This is a genomic window from Syntrophomonas erecta subsp. sporosyntropha (genome assembly GCF_055395365.1).
In genome coordinates, this window is sequence record NZ_AP042459.1 from 1,807,379 (window position 1) to 1,829,311 (window position 21,933).

Here is a 21,933-nt window from a genome sequence, read left to right on the forward strand (position 1 = left end):
GGGATACCCTAAACAGGAACGCCACAACGCGGCTATAGCCACAGGGCTTGAATACCCTGCATGGGTACGGAGCGTTCGTAGTAGTCCGAGGACGGGAAAGCCGTCCACATGGCGAAGGGACGCAGTTGTTGTGTACTAAAATCAAAATTGATTAGGGAGGAAAACCTCATATGCAACCAACAATAGAGATTTTAGCAAGAATCAGCGTAAACTCTAACGCAAACAAGGATGAAGTTTTTACAAGACTTTACCGCTATTTGTTGCGACCAGATATCTACTTTGAAGCATATAAAAACCTGTATGCCAATAACGGAGCAGCGACCCGTGGCGTGGATAATGATACCGCAGACGGTTTTAGCGAAGCGAAAATTGATAAAATAATAAAATCGCTTAGTGATGAAACCTACACGCCAAAATCAGTGCGAAGAACTTATATCGATAAGGGAAACGGGAAAAAGCGACCGTTGGGCATTCCGACTTTTACGGACAAACTGGTGCAGGAGGCACTTCGTATGGTACTTGAAGCTGTGTATGAACCGTCTTTCTTGGATTGGTCGCACGGTTTCAGACCGAACCGAAGCTGTCATACCGCGCTGGCAAGTTTGAAGAAAGAGTTTACAGGGGCGCGTTGGTTTGTCGAGGGCGACATTAAGGGTTGTTTTGATAATATCGACCACGCCGTTTTAATAAGTATGCTGAACAAGAAAGTGAAGGATGCACGAATAGTCAAACTGATTTACAAATTTTTAAAAGCAGGTTATATGGAAAATTGGCAGTACCACAACACCTACAGCGGTACTCCGCAAGGCGGAATTATTTCGCCGTTGCTTGCCAATATCTATCTGCACGAACTGGATAAGTTTGTAATGATGTTAAAGGCAGAGTTTAACAAGCCGAGAGAAACCCATTCCACGTATGAATACGGGGTTATAAGAAGAAAGATGAAAAAACTCCGTAAGGAAATCGAAAACGCGGACGGTGACAAGCGTGGGCAATTGCTTGATGAATATAAAGCAACTCGCGCACAGTTATTACAAACCCCCGCGAAGTCACAAACTGATAAGAAAATCAAGTATATCAGATATGCAGACGATTTTTTGATTGCCGTCAACGGAAGTCGTGAGGACTGTGCGGAAATCAAGCGCAGGTTATTCGAATTTATCGGACAGACCTTGAAAATGGAACTCAGCGACGAAAAAACGTTGATTACCCATAGCAATGATTACGCGCGGTTTTTGGGCTACGATGTACGTGTGAGGAGAAACGGAAAAATTAAGCGCGGCGGTAAAAATGGTTGTACTAAACGCACGCTTAGCAATAATGTGGAACTCTTAGTGCCCTTTGAAGATAAAATCAATAAATTCCTGTTCTCAAAGGGTGTTGTTAAACAACGGCTGAACGGTACTGTCTACCCAACGCACAGACCCGCCCTGGAACGATTGACCGACCTTGAAATTGTGATGACCTACAACGCCGAACTCCGTGGAATATGCAATTATTACAGATTAGCCAGCAACTATAATAGTCTTGGGTATTTTGCATATCTGATGGAATATAGTTGTTTACGAACGCTTGCAGGAAAACACAAATCAAAGGTTAGCAAAATCAAGGAGAAGTTCAAAGACGGTCATGGCAAATGGGGTATTCCTTATACGACTAAAAAGGGTGAAAAGCGCTGTTATTTCGCTAAATTAGCCGATTGCAAAGGGGCAAAATTCTGTACGGATATATTGCCAAACGCTTTTGTAATCCACATGAGCGCAAGAAATACCTTTGAAAACAGGTTGAAAGCGAAAGTTTGCGAGCTATGTGGGACAACGGATGCAGAACACTATGAAATTCATCACATTCACAAGGTAAAAGACCTCAAAGGGAAAGAGCCTTGGAAAGTGGCGATGATAGCCAAACGGCGAAAAACTATGGTGGTTTGCAGAAACTGTCATAACACAATTCATCATTAAGAGTTTAACTGACCAAACAACAATGGGGAGCCGGATACCTTGAGAGGGGTAAGTCCGGTTCCGGGAGAGGACTGTGCAAACCTACCGTAGAAATGCGGCAAGGCGGCATTTTCCTACTCCACTATGGGACGGTGCAATTAAACCGAAAAGAAGATGAAGTCTGGCTGATGCCTATAGGTTATTTGATGGATCTGTGGGAATGCCATAAGCAGTTTATCGGGGTTGCCAAGCCTAAAAAAATCGCCTTTATTGATGAGGTAATTCCTGAGTGGCTCTGATTTTCCCGATTCAAAGTTACAAGATTTTACCATAAAGGATGAAAAAATCTTTAGACTCGAAGGACACCGGAGGAGATAAACTGGAATAGCTTACTCTTGTGCCGTTGTATTTTAAGTAAAATAAGGGTACAATAATAGCAGCAAAGGAGTTGATGTTATGCCTAATATAAAACCGGTGTCAGATTTAAGAAGCTATAACGAAGTTCTAAAAGATATTGATGTAGGGGAACCTGTATTTTTAACTAAAAATGGCCGGGGGAAATATGTAATTCTTGATATTAAAGAATATCAAAAGAGCCAGGCTACTATTAAACTTCTATCAAAGTTGTTGGAGGCGGAAAAAGCTATAAAGACAGGTGAAGAGTGGCTTTCAGAGGAACAAGTCAGGAAAGAACTTGGAGTGTAATTTATGCACAAGCTAAGAATTAACCCTCTGGCAAGGCAAGATTTGCTTGGTATTAAAGAATACATTACAAATGATTTGGATAGCCCCGGTGCTGCTATTAATGTAATTTCAAAAATTATTGAAAGCTATGAAAAGCTAAAGGAGTTTCCGCTACTAGGTATTGAGTTGTCACCAAAAATCAACATCGAAACCGATTATCGATATTTGATTAGTGGCAAGTATATAGTGTTTTATAAATTAGATGATACCTATGTGTCTATTTGTCGAATACTTTATGCCAGACGAGATTATATAAGAATACTTTTTGAAGAACCTCAATTTACGGAGGATACAGATATGGAATAATGTATAGGCAAGAGGTTATTTTATAGTTCTGTGAGTCAATAAATAATTGAAGAATATAACAAGACACTCTAAAACTAGGGTGTCTTTTTTCATGCCTGCATGGGAGGAGGTGAAACACTGTGGCAGACAATTTTGGCCTTAAAATCGGCATCGAAGGGGAAAAGCAGTTTAAAAACGCTTTAAGGGAAATCAACCAGAGCTTTAAGGTGCTGGGTTCGGAAATGAATCTGGTCACCTCCCAGTTTGATAAGCAGGATAAATCCCTGCAGGCCATCACCGCCCGAAATGCAGTACTAAATAAAGAAATTGATGCCCAAAAAGAAAAGATCAGTACCCTGGAAAGAGCGCTAAAAAACGCCGCCGAATCTTTTGGTGAAAATGATAAAAGAACCCTAGCTTGGCAAACCCAGCTTAATAACGCCAATGCTGAGCTTAATAAAATGGAACGGGAGTTGGAGGAGTCCGCCGCCGATGCGGACAAACTTGGCGATGAGTTGGAGGAAACAGGTAAATCTGCAGATGCGGCTGGAGGTAGGTTTGAGAAACTAGGCGGTATCTTAAAAGGTGTCGGAGCGGCGATGGGTACAGTGGCCGTCGCAGCCGGTGCCGCTGCGATAAAACTCGGTAAAGAGGTCGTGCAACAGTTCGGTGAACTGGAACAGAATCTTGGCGGGTCGGAAGCCGTGTTCGGCCAATATGCCGCGTCAATCCAAAAGACGGGCGAGGAAGCCTACAAGAACCTCGGCGTGTCACAGAGTGATTATCTGGCTACCGCTAACAAGATGGGGGCCTTGTTCCAAGGCTCCGGCATTGAACAGCAAAAAAGCCTTGAATTGACGGAAAAGGCAATGCAGCGGGCGGCAGATATGGCATCTGTGATGGGCATTGATATGCAGATGGCTTTGGATTCTGTTGCGGGAGCAGCCAAGGGCAACTTCACGATGATGGATAACCTTGGCGTTGCGATGAATGCTACCAACATTGAAGCCTACGCCCTCGCCAAGGGCCTGGATTTCACCTGGGCATCTGCTACAAACGCCGAAAAAGCTGAAGTCGCAATGCAAATGTTCTTTGAGAATACAGAGCAGTACGCGGGAAACTTTGCCAGGGAATCCACACAAACCATAACCGGCTCCATCGGGTTGATGAAGGCTGCGCTCGGCTCGTTCACAGCGGGGCTTGGCAACACCAACGCTGACATGACGAAGCTAACACAGAACCTAGTGGACGCTTTTCAGGCGGTGGTTAAAAACATTGTGCCTGTCTTAGAGAATATCGTAACTGCACTGCCGATAGCAATGGATGCGATTCTGTCGGCGGTCGGCGATCTGCTTCCTACACTGCTTAATACTGTCACGAATTTGTTTAGCCAGGTACTGGAAACAATCCTGAACCTATTTCCGGAACTTATTCCGGCCACCGTTGATGCGATTATGACGATTGTCGGTGCACTAATCGATAACCTCCCGCTAATAATCGATGCGGCGGTGCAATTAGTGACCGCTCTTGTAGAAGGCTTAGGCCTTGCTTTGCCGGAATTGATTCCTGCGGCGATGAGTGCGGTTATAACAATCGTACAAGGGCTGCTTGAGAACATGGATAAAGTCATCGAGGCGGCTTTTGCCATAATAACTGGACTGGCGGAAGGGCTTTTAAATGCTCTGCCACAGCTTATTGAGGCGTTGCCTCATATCATTACTAGCATCATTAATTTTATTACAGGAAATCTGCCCACAATTATTGGATTAGGCGTTGAACTTACAATTATGCTTGCGGCTGGATTAATTCAGGCCCTGCCTCAATTAGTCGCAAGCCTGCCGCAGATTGTGTTCGCCATTATAACTGGCATAGGAAAAGCTGCCGTCTCCATAGTGGAGATTGGCAAAAACATCATACAAGGTCTTTGGAGTGGAATTGCATCCATGCTGGGCTGGATCCAAAGTAAAGTAAACAGCATGGTAAGCGGTATCGTGAGCAGTATGAAAGGGGTACTAGGGATCCGCTCACCATCTAAAGTCTTTGCTGGTATTGGTGAAAACATGGGGCAAGGAATTGGAGAAGGGTTTAGTAGTGCTATGAAAGATGTAGAAAAAGAAATGGCTAGGGCTATTCCTACCGACTTTGATTTAGATATGAATAGTGTAGTCAGCGGGGTAGAAGCCGGCAGCAGCGGAGCAGTCTTTGATGTGACCATTCCCTTAACCATTGACGGAAATATCTTAACCCGAGTAATTGCCCAGCTGCAGTGGAACCAAAATACGGTCACCGTTAGAAACCTGGGAGTAGCCGGAGCTTAAATAAATTAAAGGAGGGCAGTCCGGCCATGATTGACATATATGCAGGAAGTACCCTGATTCAATCCATTAAAAAAGTCATGAGTGCTAACTTAAGAGAAACCCTGGATGGGGAATATACCCTATCTTTTACGGTACTGGCCAAGTCTGCCCTGGCTTTAAAAACCCGGCAGGTAGCTAAAATAGATGGCCAGTCCTTTGAGATTGTGCAGATTAGTAAATCCCTTCAGGGGGATCTACCTATCTGCTCAGTCCTTTGTGAACATGTGTCATATCTACTTAATCATGAAATGTATAACATCACTGAATTTGATTTTACCGGAGATCCTACCGCAGGATTAACTCAAGTTTTAGCGGGAACACCTTTTACAGCCGGTATCGTAGATTTCACCGATAGTGTTACTATGAAAATCAACCAAAAGGTCTCCAGAAGGGCGGCCCTGATGCAGTACATCGCCATCTTAGGCGGGGAGATTGAATACGACGGTTACAAAATTAATATCAGAAGCCATAGAGGAAGTACCAATTACCAGCTGGTGATGGATACAAAAAATGTAACCAATGTGGCGGTATCATATGATTCCCGGGAGAATAGTTCTTCCTATGATATTGCCTTTTTTAAGTTGCTGAATTTATCTGTAGGGGACAATGTCCAGATAGTTTTTAACCCCCTGGGGATTAACGTTAAAACCAGGATTATTTCCTTAGAGTACAATCCCTTCTATAGATATAACATCCGGGTGGAAGTAGGTTCCTACCGGCCCAGTATTTCCGATACCTTCTACCGGATAGAAAGCTCTATTAGTGGTGTGAGCAGTTCGGTAGATAATCTGCAAAACCAGGTCTATGACCTGCAGGTTTCTTACACCATTGTCAAGGAACTATCTGTGGTGGATAACACCGTCAATGTTACCTATGAAGTAGAAAAAGGAGCAAGCCATCAGTACCATGCCCAGTACAGTTTTACCACCGATGCTAGCGGGCGGATTACCTCCATTACCTTAGAAGATATATTCTCAGAGCTTTTGTTAAAAGAAGTATCTTCATTAATGGTTGATGAAGCTTCTTTTGCTGTTACTTATGCAGACGCCAGTACAGCAAATTACACCTATACTACTGACAGTAGCGGCAGAATCACCGCCATTGAAAAAGTCTAAAGGGGGGTTAAAGCATGACTTATCATCGTAATTTTAATAACCCGTTAGCTATCTGGACCGCCTTTGGAGGTCGGGGGAGCGTTACTGTGGCTACTCCAACTCTCAACTGGAGCAAGAAATACTATAACGACTTTGGCTATACCCAGTACGGCAGTGAAACCCAAATTGATGTATATGACAACGGATCTGCTCAAATCGCGGTGTATTACGCCAAAACCCCCTATATGTCCTACTACAACCAAAGTACTAAGCAGTGGACAGTAGTTAGTGTACCTTGGTGGAGCTACGGACAGCCTTATATCCTCTGGGCGGGAGAAGGGGTCTTTCTGGCCTGTATTGTGGGTCTCGCCAATATCATTGCCTCCTTTGACGGGATAACTTGGTATAACGCTGGTTATTGTCAAGGTGCCAAGAACGATATGACCTGCGGTGCCTACGACCCTGCAACTAGCTGCGGGGTAGTATCTTGGTGGTACTATCAGTCTCCCCTTTACTATAGCTACGATTCTTTGAAGGAACGTACCGCCTGGACACTGGTCGGGGCTGACGGAACATCAGTCCCGGTTTTTAGATACCTGACTATGCATAAAGGAAACTTTGTGGGAATCGTTAGCAGCAGCAAAGCTATCGCCAAGGCCAGTTCAAGCAGTCCCGGCAGCTGGTCTACTACCATTGCCGCAGATTTGAATGAAACCAATTATATGAACATCCGTTCAATTAATGGGAAGCTCTTTGTCATGAAGTGGAATTATATCAATAGTATCTACCATGTAAAATTATGTGTTTTAAACGACAGTGCTACGGAGCTGACAGAGACTAATCTATATAATGTGGGGGGCTTAGCTGATAACAATATCCCCAATCCCAACAACATCATCTGGATGGCAGACTGGGGTAAATATGCCCTCTTTGCAGAAGAGATGCTCTATGTTTCAGACGATGGCCTAACCTGGGAAGGGGTAGAACAGCCAGGGCTTAGTGTTAGCCAATACGACAATTTTGAAGGTGCTATTTATGTGCCGGGAGATGGCTTCTATATAAAGGCCACCGGCTATGTCTACTACGCTCCCTATTAAAGACGCCTTAATACTCGGGAGAAGAATTACGCCTTAAGAGATTAGGGCGTTTTTTTTATATGCAGAAAGCGAGGTAATGAACATGAAAGAAATATGGACCTACATACAAATCGCCATTACCGCTATTGGTGGATGGCTGGGCTGGTTTTTAGGCGGCCTTGATGGCTTCTTATATGCCCTGGTAGCCTTTGTGGTTCTGGATTATATTACCGGGGTGATGCTGGCATTCTTGGAAAAAAGGCTATCCAGTGATATAGGTGCTCGGGGGATCTTTAAAAAAGTAATGATCTTTTGCCTGGTGGGCGTGGCCCATATTATTGATAGCAATATTATCGGAGAGGGCAGTGTAATTCGCACAGCAGTAATTTTCTTTTATTTATCTAATGAAGGCATCAGTATCATCGAAAATGCTACTCAGATGGGACTGCCGGTTCCTGAAAAGCTTAAAGATATCCTGGCACAGCTAAAGGATGGAGGGGATAAGGATGAAACCAAGTAATCTTAAGACCAAATACATGACCAGAAATGACTGCTACACTGCTGGCAGGAAGATCACACCAAAAGGAATCATGGTTCACTCCACCGCAACTCCGGGTGTGATGGCGGCGGATTGGTTTAGCCGGTGGAATAAATCCTATAAGGTGGGGGAGATAAACCATCAGGCTTGTGTTCATGCTTTCGTAGATGATAAGGAAATCTGGCAGTACCTGCCCTGGAACCATCGGGGCTGGCATGCCGGGGGTAAAGCCAACGATACTCATATCGGAATAGAGCTTTGTGAACCGGGTGGGTTTTCTTATTCCGGCTCTACCATGGTGGGCTATGATGTAAAAAAGAATGAAGCTTATTTTCGTGCTGCTTGGAAGAATGCAGTGGACCTATGTATCTTTCTTTGCAAACAATATGGTCTGACGGAGAAGGATATCCTCGGCCATGCTGAAGGCCATAGACAAGGTATTGCTAGCAATCATGCAGATCCTTTGCACTGGTACCCAAAACATGGGGAGAGTATGGATACCTTCCGAACCGCAGTGAAAGCGGCACTTAATCAATCCGAGAATGAGAACGGGTTAAAACTTGCTCTGGGAGATATTGTGGAGATTAAGTCCTCAGCAACCCGGTATTATCCAGGTGGCCCCCTGATACCTCCTTGGGTTAAAGATACCTATCATGAAGTAACCCAAATAACAACCAGTGGGAAAGAAGTTTACAAAGGCGGTAAACACAGTGTACTCCTGGGGAAGAAAGTTCATAAACTAACTGGCAATGTGTCTGCAGGTATAATGACTTGGGTGGATATCGATGTGCTTAATTTAATATCTTCCGGATTAAAAGAACCTATAACTACAGATTCAACAAGGAAGTTTTATCGGGTACAAGTTGGTGCCTTTGGCAATCGAGAAAATGCTGAAAAGCTGATGAAAGAGCTGGTTCGGGCTGGATTTAAGGCCTATGTAAAATATGAATAACTTCTCGATTTATGTTATCATTTATGATAACACAAATGCGGAACACGGCATATACTTGGATTGGGGGTGTAAGGATGAGTGAAGCAGGAGTAAAGTTTTCGGAAGTGAAGGAGCTTTTAATGAAAGATGAAGAGTTCAAAGTAGAGTATGAAAAGCTAAAACCGCGTTATGATGTCATTTCACAAATTATTGAAGCAAGAACAAGCCAAAACATTACCCAAGAGGAACTGGCACTTCGGGTTGGAACTAAAAAATCCAACATCAGTCGCTTGGAAAGCGGAACTTACAATCCATCTCTTGATTTTCTGGCTAAAGTAGCCCGTTGTCTTGGAAAAGAGGTACAGGTAACCTTAAAATAACGTTTTGAGGGAAGTTATTTATAAAATAATAGTACTACGGATGATGAAGGCACTGAGGAATCAGCGCCTTTTTCTTTTTCAGTAAGATTGTGGATCCAGTCTCAGTTCCGCTGGATAAACCGGTTCAGCAAAATTCTACTGAGTACAGGTAGGCGCTTTTAGCAAACAAGAAAATGCTGAAAACCTGATGAAAGAGCTGGCCCGGGCTGGATTTAAGGCCTATGTGAAATATGAATAAAGGGGCTCCGAGAGAGTTGGTGTGTTAAGCACATCAGCTCTTTTTTTTATCCCTTTTTAGGTCGGAAATGACTTGATAAATACTCGACTTAGAGGGAATATGTGACATGCGAAAAGCCTTAAAAGCCCCTATTAAAGGGTTTTGGGGCGATATATTTTTTCCGCTTTTAAGTTAAATGGCTACTAACCATGATACGAAAAGCGGGATAAAGAAAGGAGGAAACTAAGTGAGTAATGCGTTGTTGGATGCTGTAGCTACAAAAAATATTAATCCCGGTTTAGATCAAATGGTGAGTGTGGTTCCGATTTCGGATAAGAATATTTTTGATCAGGCCCCTCGAAAGCCTAGAGTTGCCTCTTATTGTAGAGTGAGTACCGAAGAAGAAATACAACTTGGCTCCTTGGAGAACCAGATTATCCACTACACCAACTACATCCGTTCAAATAAAGAGTGGCAGTTTGCAGGGGTATTCTCAGACAGAGGCAAATCAGGGACTAAAACTGGAAGCCGTACCGGGTTTAATAGAATGATCCGTAGAGCCATGGCCGGCGAAATCGATATTATTCTGTGCAAATCTATTTCACGGTTTGCGAGAAATGTACTGGACACTCTAAACATTGTAAAATCACTAAGCGAAAAAGGCGTGACAGTAATATTCGAAAAAGAAGCGATAAATACTTCGAAAATGTCCAGTTCAATATTGTTGACTGTACTCGCTTTATTTGCTGAGGAAGAGAGTCGGAACATCTCTGAAAACATTGAATGGTCCTTAATAAGGCGATTTGAGAAGGGCGAAGTAAGAGCTGTAAAGATACTTGGGTATGATTTCAATAAGGATAAAGAATGGATAGTAGTAGAAAAGGAAGCCGGAATTGTAAGAGAAGCTTATAGGTTGTTTCTCGAAGGCAAAAGCATGTCGGAAATTGCCGAGAAATTCATTGAAAGGGGTTACAGAAAAAAGAATGGAAGAATTGATTGGGACGGAAGCGGTGTTAGGGGACTTCTAACTAATGAACGCTATACCGGTGATGTGCTTAGCAGAAAGACCTGCACTCTAGATTTTAGAAGCCATAAATCTGTAGTAAATGATGGTCACAAGCCCCAGTATTATATTGAAAATCATCATGAAGGAATTATATCAAAGGAAGATTTCCAACGGGTTCAAGATATTCTTTCTCAAAGTGTGTCTACTGCAAAAGGAATTAGGAAAAAAACATATCCCTTATCCAAAAGATTAAAATGCACTAATTGTGGGGCTAATTTTCATCGGCAGGAGAATCCAAATGGGAAGGTTGATTGGATATGTAGCACCAGCAAGAAAAGCAAGAAATTATGCAAGATGGAATCTATCAATGAAGAACAGATTGAAAAGTTATTAAAGGAAGGATTCTATAAAAGGTACGGAGACAATATAACTACTGATGGTAACCGGTTTAAAAAGCAGTTAATGAAAGAATTGATGAATGCTGAGGCAGCCCGTGACCGGGAGCAAAACCTTCTTAGAGTAAAATTAGAAAAGATCCTAATAGAAGAAAATAAGGCTGTAATCGATGGCTTAGAAACTGGGCCTATTAAAGAAAAGAGAATTGCTTTAGAAAAGCAAATTGCTGAAAGAGCCACTGATTGGGAGCTATTTGATAGGGATGAAGCCTTCCGAAGAAAGGCACTGGGTAAACTGAAAGACCTACAAGGGTCGGTACAATCAATAAATAGAATATTGGATATATCTTTTATGAGAGCCTGGGTGATTCGAATTAAAATCGAGTCACCTTATTTATTTACCGTAAAGTGGATTGATGGAAGCAAAACGGTAGCGGGGCAGTTCAGAAGGAGGTATATGTTATGAAGATAAATAGCCAAGCTGTTGTAAACCCAAGGGTGCGGGTTATTCCTGCGAAGGTTGAAACAGGAAGGAATGATGCTAATCCCGATGGAGAAAAGAAGAAGATTGCTGTATATGCCCGTGTCTCTACATTTGAAGAGGAACAACAATCAAGCCAGGAGCTTCAAGAAAGCTACTTTAAAGAAATGATTGCCAAAAATGAAAACTGGGAATTGTATAAAGTCTATGCCGATCATGGAGTTACTGGAACAAATACAAAAAATAGAACTGCCTTTAATGAGATGATTGAAGACGCAAAAGAAGGAAAATTCGATTTAATTATAACTAAATCAATTAGCCGCTTTGCCCGAAATACCCTTGATTGTTTGACATATGTGCGTATGTTAAAAGGCTTAACAAAGCCTGTTGGTATTTTGTTCGATCGTGAGAAAATATTCACACTGGACAACCATTCTTCGACCTTGCTCACCGTAATATCATCCCTAGCCGAGGAGGAAAGTAAGTCCATTAGTGCCAATGTCTGCTGGGGCGTAACCAAAAGATTTTCTCAAGGAATTCCGCATATCCCCACAACTTATTTTCTAGGATATGACGAGGATGAAGAAGGCAATCTTATTATAAATGAAAAGGAGGCTAAAACAGTAAGGCGGATTTATAGAGAACTTCTTGATGGGAAAGGAACCGTGCTAATTGCAAAAGGATTGACCAAGGATAAAGTTAAAACTGCCAGGGGAAATACTAAATGGACCAGCGATTCAGTGCTTAAACTGCTGCGAAATGAAAAATATGCCGGGCATGCCCTTTGCCAGAAGTCGGTCACTTTGGATCCTCTTACCCATAAACGGGTGAGAAATAAAAAACATAAACCCCAATATTTTATCAGGAATCATCATCCGCCAATTATTTCGGAAGAAGATTGGAACGAAGCTCAAAAAGAACTAGATCGGCGAAGTAAAATGCTCCATGACCCGGGTGGAAAATATCGAAGTGCTTATAGCGGCAGAGCCCCCTTTTCCAATATGTTGTTGTGCGGAGTTTGCGGTATGCCTATTATCCGGAGAAGAATTACTTCAAAGAAAAAAGGAGAAAAGTACTACTTTACAGCCTGGCACTGCCGGGTAGCTTCTCAAAAAATAAAAGCAGATTTTACCTGTAGCGCTAAATATATTTGGGAAGAAGTCCTTGAAGAAGCTTTTTTGGAACTGTTAACTGAGATGAAAAAAGAAAAAGAGCAGATACGCATTGAAGGAGAAAAGGCAATTAAAGAGGTTAATCTAACTGAAGAAGAAAACAAACGGCTTCAGGAACTTGAGGATATAATTGATAGAGTTAGCAAGCAGATCAGTGAAATGTCTTTAAGAGAAAGCATCATGAAAGACCCTGTTTATGATGCGACCCTTAGAAACCTTATTTATGAAGCTCAAATTTTCCAACAGGAATATGAAAATCTTCTGAGTAATCAAGATGAAAGCATTTATTTAAAAAAGCAATTGGACCAACTGCTAGAGTATCTTGACGGTCCCATAGATGTTGCTGCTATTAAGGATATAGTAGAAAGCGGAATTCTCCATGAAAACTATGAAATTGAATTCACCTTCAAATGCGGCGTAAAGAGAACTGCTTACGGAAGACTTAGAGGCAAGCAAAAAGATAAATAACGGGTAGAGTATTTCATTTAAAACTCCTTCTAAGAGGAGATTATACTTGCAATATGTTTTATATAGAGTGAATATACCAGCAAGTATGATCTTTTAAGGAAGGAGTTTTTTATATGGATGAAATAGAAAATTCCATGTGGGTTCATAAGTTATGGGAACCCATTGATCAATTAAATCAAAGCATAATTAATAGCAAAAGAAATGGAATTAAAGTGGCCGCCTATTGCAGAATTAGTAATGGAAAAGATAATTTTACTTCATTAGAAAATCAGGTCAGTTATTACACCAATTATATACACAGACACCCCAACTGGAACTTCGTCGGTATTTACTTTGACAATAAAATATCTGGAGCAACCATAAAACACAGACCCGGATTTAAAAGGATGATAAGGCATGCACAAGAAGGGAGAATCGAGCTGATACTGACAAAAAGTATTTCCCGGTTTTCGAGAAATGTTCCAGAACTTTTAGAAGTCATAAATCAGCTTGAAAATACAGTCATTTATTTTGAAACAGAAGGTATAGAAACCTTTAAAGGATTTAACCCACTATTACTTGAGACCCATGCTGCAATGGCCCAAGACTATATTGAAAAGAACTCAAATACGGTTAAATTCTCTTATAAAAGAAGACTTGAGAAAGGCCGACCATACTATGGAAACCTATATGGCTATGACCCAGTAGAAGAATCAAATAAATCAATGGTTAAAATTAATGAAAAAGAAGCTGAAGTGGTCAGATGGATATTCAACGAATTTATTCAAGGTAAAACCTATGCTGAAATTAACCGGGAACTCATCCATAAAGGCATAAAAACTAAGAAGGGAAACGATAAGTGGGTATCTGGGCAAATCAGGAAGATTATTCAAGAGGTATCTTATACCGGGGATAAAATAGCATTAAAACGGACTAAAGATATTATGACGGGGAAAATTACACCAAGTGACCAATTGTATTTAATAAGCAATAGTCATCCGGCAATTATCTCCCGCGAAACCTTTAATAGAGCACAAGAAGTATTAGCCGCTAGAAAAAAACAGCATAAAAAATCACCGGCCAAAAAAAACCCCTTGTATAAAAGACTTTTTTGCGGCCGTTGTGGAAATCACTTTAAAAAGCAGAGTATTTATTCTTATGGATGCATCAATGAAGATGCCTCCGTTAACCTTTGTGACCAAGAAAGACTAAAAAGATTCACACCACAATCCATGGCGATAAAAGCTCTTTTTAAAAGAATGATGGACTTAGATGTTACGGCATATAAAAATTTAAAAGAGATTTATTACCAGATGCAAGATGGTTTCAATAGGAGTGAAAATCAGTTAAATAGTGATTTCTTAAGGATGACAAAAGAGTTAGAAATGATCCTTAAGAAGGCCAATCAAAATGACCACTTTGAATTTCAACGCCTTAGATATTTTACCCAAGTGGAAATAGCCAAAAACCTTGATCAGACAGATGAAGTGGAAAGAATTAAGGCTGAATATAAATCCTTTGAAGAGGATGTAAGCCGCATTGAAGATGACCGGGAATATCGGGATGAGGCTTTAACCTGGATTAAAGGCATCGGTAGTATAAACGAATTTATTAGAACTTCTACGATTGAAATTGTTAGGGCCTGGGTGACCAGCATAGAAATATATTCGTTGGATTCCTATATCGTGGAATGGATTGATAAAGAAACAACAACAATTGGAGAAAAAGAAATCCCACTAATAAAACAATTAGCTGAGGAAAAACGCACGGCTAGAATGGAACGACTTAAGCAAATAGATGAACCTTTAAGGTTTGTAGATAAGACCACAGGAGTTCTTCAAACAGAGAAGGTATCAGATTTACCAAGAAAGGAGGAGCCTATAGTGGAGGCATTATTAAAAGTGCCAAAAGAAGGCTGGGAAACAAAGCCTATTAAAAGTACAATTAAACCCATTAAAGATTTAATAAAACTTGAAGATGGTATGAGCATAAAAGATTTGGGGAACCTGAAAAAGAATATACTAAAGGCTAAAATGGCCAATTTAAAAGAAGAAAAAGAAAAGAAATTAAAAGTAGCGGCTTATTGCCGGGTCTCTACGTTACAAGAGGAGCAAAAACTTTCTTTTCAAACCCAGCTTGCATATTACAATTACTACATTCTTTGTAACCCCTCCTGGGTTCTAGCCGGTATCTACGCCGATAAGGGTATATCAGGTACAAAGACGGAATTTAGAGACGATTTTAACCGAATGATTGAAGACGCAAAACATAGTAAAATTGACATGATTATTACAAAATCAATATCAAGGTTCAGCCGGAATGTAGTAGATGTTTTAGAAACAATTAAGATACTTCACGAGCTTGATCCCCCTGTTTTTTGCTATTTTCAAAAGGAAGGCCTGAGATCAAATGACCCTCAGGCATCAATTTTATTATCTCTTATGGCTACCGCAGCCCAGGATGAGATTATTTCTTTATCAAATAACATTACTTGGGGCATCAAAAGCTTGGCTCAAAGAGGCATCATCACAAGGATAACTGATATTTATGGTTATCACATTACCAAGAATAGAGAATGGCATATTGTAGAAGAAGAGGCGGCGGTTGTTCGTTTGATGTATCAGCTTTATGCTGCCGGGAAAAGCATTTTTGAAATTATTAAGTACTTAAATAAAAAGAAAATCCCAAGTCCTAATGGTAATGAATATTGGGATTACAATACAATAAGATCGATTTTAGCAAGCGAAAAATATATGGGGGACTATAATTTTCAGAAGACCTATACTCCTAGCATAGTAGGAAGCAAGCCTAGGGTTAATCGTGGCCAGGTGCCCCAATATTATATAGAAAAGCATCATCAGCCGATTGTAGATAAAGACCTCTATAAAAAGGTGCAGGAAATTCTAAATCAAAACAAAAGGACAATTACTTGGGAGGCCAGAAAAGATGGAACCGCAGGGAGAGAATTGTACTATCAAAAGTTTTATTGCAGTGAGTGCGGGGGCTTAATCTCCAGGTATAGTAGCAGCTGCTATGATTCCAAAGAAGGAAGTACATGGAGATGTAGAAACTCAAATAAAATAGCCAGCACTACGTGTAATGTTACAAGGATGATACTGGAGCAATACTTGGATTATAATTTTGTGCTTACTCTTAAGGCGATTAAAAAGAGTCATGAATTTAGAAATTTGATGAGAGATTATTTTAAATTCTTGGAACTTAAGCCAGAGGAACAAAAGCATATGAAATTCTTAGAAGAGCAAACAGACAAGCTCAATCAAGAGCTATATAGGGCCGTGGATACCCAGGTTCAAAAAAATGGCCAAGACACAAACCAGATTAATCAAATCACAAGTGACATTGTTAACCTGCGTCAGCGGCTTCAGGTCTATTGGGATAGGATGGAAAAGCTAAAGAGAGATCGCGAGCGCTTGGAAAAATTACTGAATTACTGTGAAAAAATGAAGCCTCTATCCTTTAAAAAATTTCACCACATGCGTCCTCGCATCAAGCCGGGGGATAGTATTTATTCAACTACAAATAATGCGAGAAATAGCAGCTATATGGATCCGGCAGGTGCGGATTATTTTCCGGAAGATGTGTTTAGGGAACAAGTTATTAGCGGAACAATTGACGGTGATGGCCGTATAAAATACAAGTTTGCTGAGGGTATTGAGTTTGGGGTTGATATGATATATGAAGAGTATAAAAAAACTTTTGAAAAGGAAAAAGCAAAGATCCAGCTTGAAGAACTTCTTAATTCCAGTGAGGTAATGGAAACGAAGGAATTCTGTAAAACTACAAAAACAACTAAAGAGATACGAACCCATCTAGGCATTAAATCGAATAACTCCTTTGATAAACGGATACTCAAACCACTTTGTAAAGCCGGTAAATTGAAACAGGAGCAAGGAAACACCTCTAAGTGTTATCTTTATTCTTGGGTTGAAGATGAAAATTAAATAGTCTTGATGGGATCGAATTAACAAATAATAAGGATTAGTGCATTTGAAAAAGACTCAGTAAGAAAGAATCTAACTTCGGCACAGTACCGAGGGGAGAGGAAATCTTACTGAGTCTTTTTTTTTGTTCAAATAAATAAGCAATTTAGTAAGACCTATAATAATAGGAAGGAAGTCGGTCCATCACGTTGTGGTGGGCTTTTTTTATTGCCGTTTTCAAATGTACATTTATATTTGTTTATCCTTCGCGAATCATGGAGTCATGGCCGCATTAGCAGAGGATGAGATAATTTCTTTATCAAATAACATTACTTGGGGTATTAAAAGTTTTGCAAAGAGGGGTATCATCACAAGAACAACTGATATTTATGGTTATCGCATTACCGAGAATAGGGAATGGAATATTGTTGAAGAAGAGGCGGCGGTTGTTCGTTTAATGTATCGGCTCTATGTTTCCGGGAAAAGCATTTATGAAATTATTGAGCACTTAAATAAAAAGAAAATCCCAAGTCCTAATGGTAATGAATATTGGGATTATAATACAATAAGATCGATTTTAGCAAGCGAAAAATATATTGGGGACTACATTTTTCAAAAGACCTACACTCCTGACACAGTAGGAAGCAAGCCCAGGGTTAATCGTGGTCAGGTCCCCCAATATTATATAGAAGAGCATCATGAGCCGATTGTAGATAAAGGCATCTATGAAAAGGCGCAGGAAATTCTAAATCAAAACAAAAGAAAAATTACCTGTGAAGCCAGGAAAGATGGAACCGCAGGAAGAGAATCGTATTATCAAAAGTTTTATTGCAGTGAGTGTGGAGGCTTAATCTCCAGGAATAGTAGCAGCAGCTATGACTCCAAAGAAGGAAGCGCATGGAGATGTAGAAATTCATATAAAATAGTCGGCTCTACATGTAATATTAAAAGGATGATACTGGAGCAATATCTAGATTATAATTTTGTGCTTACTCTTGAGGCAATTAAAAAGAGTCATGAATTTAGAAAAATGATGGAAGCTTATCTTGAATCATTAGATCTTAAATCAAGAGATTTAAGCCATATGAACCTTCTGGAAGAGCAAATAGAAAATCTTAATCAAGAGCTATATAGGGCAGTGGATACGCAGATTCAAAAAGACGGCCAAGATACAAATCAAATCAATCAAATCATAAGTGGTATTATTTCACTGCGTCAGCAGCTTCAGGTTTATTGGGATAGGATGGAAAAGCTGAAGAGAGATCGCAACCGCTTGGAAAAACTACTCAAATACTGTGAAAAAACGAAGCCTATTTCTTTTAAGGAATTTCACCATATGCGGCCCCGTATTAAGCCGGGGGATAGCATTTATGCAACGACAAATAATGCGAGAAATAGTAGCTATATTGATCCGGCAGGTGCGGATTATTTTCCGGAAGATGTGTTTAGGAAACAAGTTATAAGCGGGACGATTGATAGTGATGGCCGTATAAAATACAAGTTTGCCGAGGGCGTTGAGTTTGGGGTTGATATGATATATGAAGAGTATAAAAAAACTTTTGAAAAGGAAAAAGCAAAGATCCAGCTTGAAGAACTTCTTAATTCCAGTGAGGTAATGGAAATGAAGGAACTCTGTAAAACTGCAAAAACAACTAAAGAGATACGAACCCATCTAGGCATTGAATCGAATAACTCCTTTGATAAACGGATACTCAAACCACTTTGTAAAGCCGGTAAACTGAAACAGGAGCGAGGAAACACCTCTAATTATTGGATATATTCTTGGGTTGAATAAAAATTAAAGAGCGATATACTAACCCACTGAGTTGGCGGATAGGGGTTATCAGGCCACTTGGTGGGTTTGTTTTCATTTATAGTGAAGAAAGGCTGAAGGTTAAAAATAAACCCGCAGCCTTTAGTCGATCTTTTCTGAACACATAATATCATATGCTTTACATTGAAGCAAGCGAGTCTATCATCCATTTTACATTGGAGAGTGATTTTCTTAGACAAGTATAATTCGCATCTTTATAGGGTGCTTTATTAAATTTTCACAAACCTATTTTGGATTGGTTTTCGGCAGGGAAAAAATATCTCGCTGTGCAAAACAATAATCTCATAACCCATACTTTTTATTGTTATATCCATAAGCGCATGATAAACTAGAGAAAATATAAGCGAGGTGGAATAATGTGCCTGTTAGTTATAATAAATTGTGGAAGATTTTAATTGATAAAAGGATGAATAGGACTGAGTTAAAGGATGCTGCCGGAATAGGCACAACGACACTATCAAAGCTAGGGAAAGACCAATATGTAAGCATGGAAGTTTTAGTGAAAATATGTGATACCCTTGATTGCAATATTGGAGATATTGTGGATTATATTAAAGAAGAAAAAAGTGATTAAACCTTCTTATTAATTTGGGGGGAACTATTATGGCAAGCCCAGAGCAAATGTCTTTATTTGATGTACTTGGAGTTTCTACCTATCAAATGAATAGCCCAGTATTAGCGGCAATAGATACCCTTGCTGTCTCAAATAAAGATGAGGATAGAGGGGCGGTATTTACCCGTGCAGAGGTAGTTGAATTCATACTTGATTTAGTGGGTTATGATGCGGAAGAAAAATTATATAATAAAAGTATTTTAGAACCTTCATTTGGCAATGGGGATTTTTTACTATTAATCATTGATAGATTACTTAAATCATGGATAAAACATTCAGGGGATCGTAGTTTGATTTTCGCAGAGCTTTCCAATTCAATTCGTGCTGTTGAGTTACACTATGAAACTTATGAAAACACAAAAAAAGCTGTGATTGAAAAAATAAAGGGAGCCGGGGTGGCCAAAGAAGTAGCAGTTAAACTTGCAAATACTTGGCTAATTCAGGGAGACTTTTTACTAATTGGCATAACAGAAAACTATGATTATGTAGTTGGGAACCCCCCATATTTAAGACAGGAAGCTATCCCTGAACCTTTATTGAAAGAATACAGGTTAAGATATAGGACCATGTATGATAGGGCTGATGTATATATCCCATTTATAGAAAGATCATTAAATTTACTTAATCCTAAAGGGACTTTAGGTTTTATATGTTCTGACCGATGGATGAAGAACCGGTATGGTGGACCATTGAGAAAATTTGTGGCTAATAGGTTTAATTTAAAAGCCTATATTGATATGGTTGATACAGATGCTTTTCACACGGAAGTTTCAGCTTATCCCGCAATAACAATAATAAGTAGGGAGAAGCAGGGTCCAACAAGAATTGGCCACCGGCCAACAGTTGATAAAAGCATTTTGAAATCTCTATCCAGGGAAATACTAAGTCAAAAAATATCGGACACTACAAAAGTGAAAGAAGTAGCTGGGATTGTAAATGGTAATGAACCATGGCTTCTTGAATCAACTGATCAAGTGAATTTACTAAGGAAAATTGAAAATGCCTATCCTGCTCTCGAAGAGGCAGGTTGTAAAGTTGGGATTGGTGTTGCTACAGGAGCAGATAAAATCTATATCCAAGATTTTACTGAGCTAGATATTGAAGAAGATAGAAAAATACCTTTAGTGACAACAAAAGATATACAGACCGGGGAGATCAATTGGCTTGGGCAGTGTGTCATTAATACATTCAATGATGATGGTGGTCTTGTTAATTTGGATGACTATCCAAAACTATCAAGGTTTTTATATTCCCACGAGGATTTAATTAATAATAGGCATGTAGCTAAAAAGAACCCGGACAACTGGTTCAGAACGATAGATCGGGTTTGGCCTGATTTGACTACAAAAGAGAAACTATTAATACCGGATATTAAAGGTGAAGCTCACATTGTATATGATTCGGGCAAGTATTATCCCCATCATAATTTATATTATGTTATATCGGAAGAATGGAATCTTAGGGCATTACAGGCGGTACTTTTATCGAATATTGCAAAGCTCTTTATTGGTACTTACTCTACAAAAATACGTGGGGGATACCTCCGTTTTCAAGCACAGTATTTACGCAGGATAAGGATTCCCAAATGGGAGGACGTATCACCTGAGCTTAGGCAAGAACTTATTGATGCAGCCGAAAAACGGGATATCGACAAATGTAATAAAGCTGTCTTTAAATTATATGAATTAAATCGAGAAGAACGATCAGCGTTAGGAGGTAATGGGGAATAATGACGCTAGACTTAGTGAACTATGATGTTAAAGTAAGAGAGGCTGTGAAAGCCTTTTGGGGAAACAGAGATGCAGCTAGACAAAAGCAAATAGAATCCGGAAATGTTGACCAAGGAGAAAGAGCTGGTGTGACTGCAGGAAAGAACATGGATGGTTTTATAGCTTTAATACTAGATATTATTCGCGCAAACGGGTTATCCCAAGCAGAGATTCATCAGAGTAGAGCTGTATTGGCTCTTCCAGGCTTTTTCAGGCCAACGAAATTATGGGATCTTATTGTTATGTATAAAGGCGAGTTGGTTGCTGCTATAGAGTTGAAAAGCCAGGTTGGACCGTCTTTTGGGAACAACTTTAACAACCGAACTGAAGAGGCAATAGGCACCGCTCATGATTTTTGGACTGCTTATCGCGAAGGAGCTTTTGGAGAGCAACCCAGACCTTTTGTAGGCTGGTTAATCTTAGTAGAGGACGCTCCGGGTTCTAGATCTGAAGTACATTGTGCTTCTCCTCATTTTCCGGTGTTTAGAGAATTTGAAAATACATCTTACTTGAAACGTTATGATATATTATGCCGGAAACTAGTAAGGGAACAGCTTTATACTACAGCTTCAGTTATCGCTTCTCCTAGGGAAACTTTAGATAATGGCAGTTATGCTCAGATATCTGATATGACTAACATCAGGACGTTTGTTACTTCCCTTGCAGGCCATATGGCAGCAACTGCTGCAAGGCTTGGATAAAGGAAGGAAACC

Annotated in this window: 17 protein-coding genes and 1 pseudogene; all 18 read left to right on the forward strand. The window is 40.1% G+C overall.

The window, feature by feature from the left end:
* The first annotated feature begins 170 nt into the window (after window positions 1–170).
* A complete protein-coding gene (locus ACZ5Q0_RS08830; RefSeq protein WP_447182473.1) occupies window positions 171–1,961 on the forward strand; it encodes a reverse transcriptase domain-containing protein in 1,791 nt (596 codons plus the stop codon).
* A 131-nt stretch (window positions 1,962–2,092) separates the two neighbouring features.
* Window positions 2,093–2,239: a hypothetical protein gene (locus ACZ5Q0_RS08835; protein WP_447182474.1), complete on the forward strand. Its 147-nt coding sequence runs from the start codon at window positions 2,093–2,095 to the stop codon at window positions 2,237–2,239.
* A 157-nt stretch (window positions 2,240–2,396) separates the two neighbouring features.
* Entirely contained in the window at window positions 2,397–2,645 is a 249-nt protein-coding gene (locus ACZ5Q0_RS08840; RefSeq protein WP_446818407.1) for a type II toxin-antitoxin system prevent-host-death family antitoxin, read from the forward strand.
* Window positions 2,646–2,648: 3 nt separating this feature from the next.
* Entirely contained in the window at window positions 2,649–2,990 is a 342-nt protein-coding gene (locus ACZ5Q0_RS08845; protein WP_447182475.1) for a type II toxin-antitoxin system RelE/ParE family toxin, read from the forward strand.
* 119 nt (window positions 2,991–3,109) lie between these two features.
* Window positions 3,110–5,287, forward strand: coding sequence for a phage tail protein (locus ACZ5Q0_RS08850; RefSeq protein WP_447182476.1), 2,178 nt, complete (start codon window positions 3,110–3,112; stop codon window positions 5,285–5,287).
* Between the two features lie 26 nt (window positions 5,288–5,313).
* Window positions 5,314–6,441, forward strand: coding sequence for a hypothetical protein (locus ACZ5Q0_RS08855; protein ID WP_447182477.1), 1,128 nt, complete (start codon window positions 5,314–5,316; stop codon window positions 6,439–6,441).
* Between the two features lie 14 nt (window positions 6,442–6,455).
* Window positions 6,456–7,517, forward strand: coding sequence for a hypothetical protein (locus ACZ5Q0_RS08860; RefSeq protein WP_447182478.1), 1,062 nt, complete (start codon window positions 6,456–6,458; stop codon window positions 7,515–7,517).
* A gap of 82 nt (window positions 7,518–7,599) precedes the next feature.
* Entirely contained in the window at window positions 7,600–8,016 is a 417-nt protein-coding gene (locus ACZ5Q0_RS08865) for a phage holin family protein (RefSeq protein ID WP_447182479.1), read from the forward strand.
* On the forward strand, window positions 8,003–8,986 hold the full coding sequence (locus ACZ5Q0_RS08870; RefSeq protein ID WP_447182480.1) for an N-acetylmuramoyl-L-alanine amidase: 984 nt from the start codon (window positions 8,003–8,005) through the stop codon (window positions 8,984–8,986). Before ACZ5Q0_RS08865 ends, ACZ5Q0_RS08870 begins: the two co-directional genes overlap by 14 nt.
* Window positions 8,987–9,060: 74 nt before the next feature.
* The gene (locus tag ACZ5Q0_RS08875; protein ID WP_447182481.1) at window positions 9,061–9,345 is read left to right on the forward strand and encodes a helix-turn-helix transcriptional regulator; all 285 of its coding nucleotides are present in this window, start codon (window positions 9,061–9,063) and stop codon (window positions 9,343–9,345) included.
* A 181-nt stretch (window positions 9,346–9,526) separates the two neighbouring features.
* Window positions 9,527–9,583 (forward strand): annotated as a pseudogene (locus ACZ5Q0_RS08880) (hypothetical protein); the annotation flags it as partial.
* A gap of 226 nt (window positions 9,584–9,809) precedes the next feature.
* Window positions 9,810–11,429: a recombinase family protein gene (locus ACZ5Q0_RS08885; protein WP_447182482.1), complete on the forward strand. Its 1,620-nt coding sequence runs from the start codon at window positions 9,810–9,812 to the stop codon at window positions 11,427–11,429.
* Window positions 11,426–13,084: a recombinase family protein gene (locus tag ACZ5Q0_RS08890; protein WP_446818396.1), complete on the forward strand. Its 1,659-nt coding sequence runs from the start codon at window positions 11,426–11,428 to the stop codon at window positions 13,082–13,084. The genes ACZ5Q0_RS08885 and ACZ5Q0_RS08890 overlap by 4 nt, the downstream gene beginning before the upstream one ends.
* 113 nt (window positions 13,085–13,197) lie before the next feature.
* Window positions 13,198–17,025 (forward strand): recombinase family protein, encoded by a 3,828-nt coding sequence (locus tag ACZ5Q0_RS08895; RefSeq protein ID WP_447182483.1) that lies wholly within the window; start codon window positions 13,198–13,200, stop codon window positions 17,023–17,025.
* 262 nt (window positions 17,026–17,287) lie between these two features.
* Window positions 17,288–18,799 carry a recombinase family protein gene (locus ACZ5Q0_RS08900; RefSeq protein ID WP_446818393.1) on the forward strand — a complete coding sequence of 504 codons (1,512 nt, stop codon included), beginning with the start codon at window positions 17,288–17,290 and terminating at the stop codon, window positions 18,797–18,799.
* Window positions 18,800–19,244: 445 nt separating this feature from the next.
* Window positions 19,245–19,412, forward strand: a complete 168-nt coding sequence (locus ACZ5Q0_RS08905; protein WP_464827300.1) for a helix-turn-helix domain-containing protein — start codon at window positions 19,245–19,247, stop codon at window positions 19,410–19,412.
* Between the two features lie 29 nt (window positions 19,413–19,441).
* On the forward strand, window positions 19,442–21,181 hold the full coding sequence (locus ACZ5Q0_RS08910) for an Eco57I restriction-modification methylase domain-containing protein (protein ID WP_446818390.1): 1,740 nt from the start codon (window positions 19,442–19,444) through the stop codon (window positions 21,179–21,181).
* The gene (locus ACZ5Q0_RS08915) at window positions 21,181–21,921 is read left to right on the forward strand and encodes a PaeR7I family type II restriction endonuclease (protein WP_447182486.1); all 741 of its coding nucleotides are present in this window, start codon (window positions 21,181–21,183) and stop codon (window positions 21,919–21,921) included. Before ACZ5Q0_RS08910 ends, ACZ5Q0_RS08915 begins: the two co-directional genes overlap by 1 nt.
* Window positions 21,922–21,933 lie beyond the last annotated feature (12 nt).

Coding starts and splice junctions, on each gene's coding strand:
- ACZ5Q0_RS08855 (WP_447182477.1), top strand. CDS start 5,314: ATGATTGACATATATGCAGGAAGTACCCTGATTCAATCCATTAAAAAA.
- ACZ5Q0_RS08860 (WP_447182478.1), top strand. CDS start 6,456: ATGACTTATCATCGTAATTTTAATAACCCGTTAGCTATCTGGACCGCC.
- ACZ5Q0_RS08905 (WP_464827300.1), top strand. CDS start 19,245: ATGAATAGGACTGAGTTAAAGGATGCTGCCGGAATAGGCACAACGACA.
- ACZ5Q0_RS08830 (WP_447182473.1), top strand. CDS start 171: ATGCAACCAACAATAGAGATTTTAGCAAGAATCAGCGTAAACTCTAAC.
- ACZ5Q0_RS08890 (WP_446818396.1), top strand. CDS start 11,426: ATGAAGATAAATAGCCAAGCTGTTGTAAACCCAAGGGTGCGGGTTATT.
- ACZ5Q0_RS08865 (WP_447182479.1), top strand. CDS start 7,600: ATGAAAGAAATATGGACCTACATACAAATCGCCATTACCGCTATTGGT.
- ACZ5Q0_RS08870 (WP_447182480.1), top strand. CDS start 8,003: ATGAAACCAAGTAATCTTAAGACCAAATACATGACCAGAAATGACTGC.
- ACZ5Q0_RS08845 (WP_447182475.1), top strand. CDS start 2,649: ATGCACAAGCTAAGAATTAACCCTCTGGCAAGGCAAGATTTGCTTGGT.
- ACZ5Q0_RS08895 (WP_447182483.1), top strand. CDS start 13,198: ATGGATGAAATAGAAAATTCCATGTGGGTTCATAAGTTATGGGAACCC.
- ACZ5Q0_RS08840 (WP_446818407.1), top strand. CDS start 2,397: ATGCCTAATATAAAACCGGTGTCAGATTTAAGAAGCTATAACGAAGTT.
- ACZ5Q0_RS08915 (WP_447182486.1), top strand. CDS start 21,181: ATGACGCTAGACTTAGTGAACTATGATGTTAAAGTAAGAGAGGCTGTG.
- ACZ5Q0_RS08910 (WP_446818390.1), top strand. CDS start 19,442: ATGGCAAGCCCAGAGCAAATGTCTTTATTTGATGTACTTGGAGTTTCT.
- ACZ5Q0_RS08875 (WP_447182481.1), top strand. CDS start 9,061: ATGAGTGAAGCAGGAGTAAAGTTTTCGGAAGTGAAGGAGCTTTTAATG.
- ACZ5Q0_RS08900 (WP_446818393.1), top strand. CDS start 17,288: ATGGCCGCATTAGCAGAGGATGAGATAATTTCTTTATCAAATAACATT.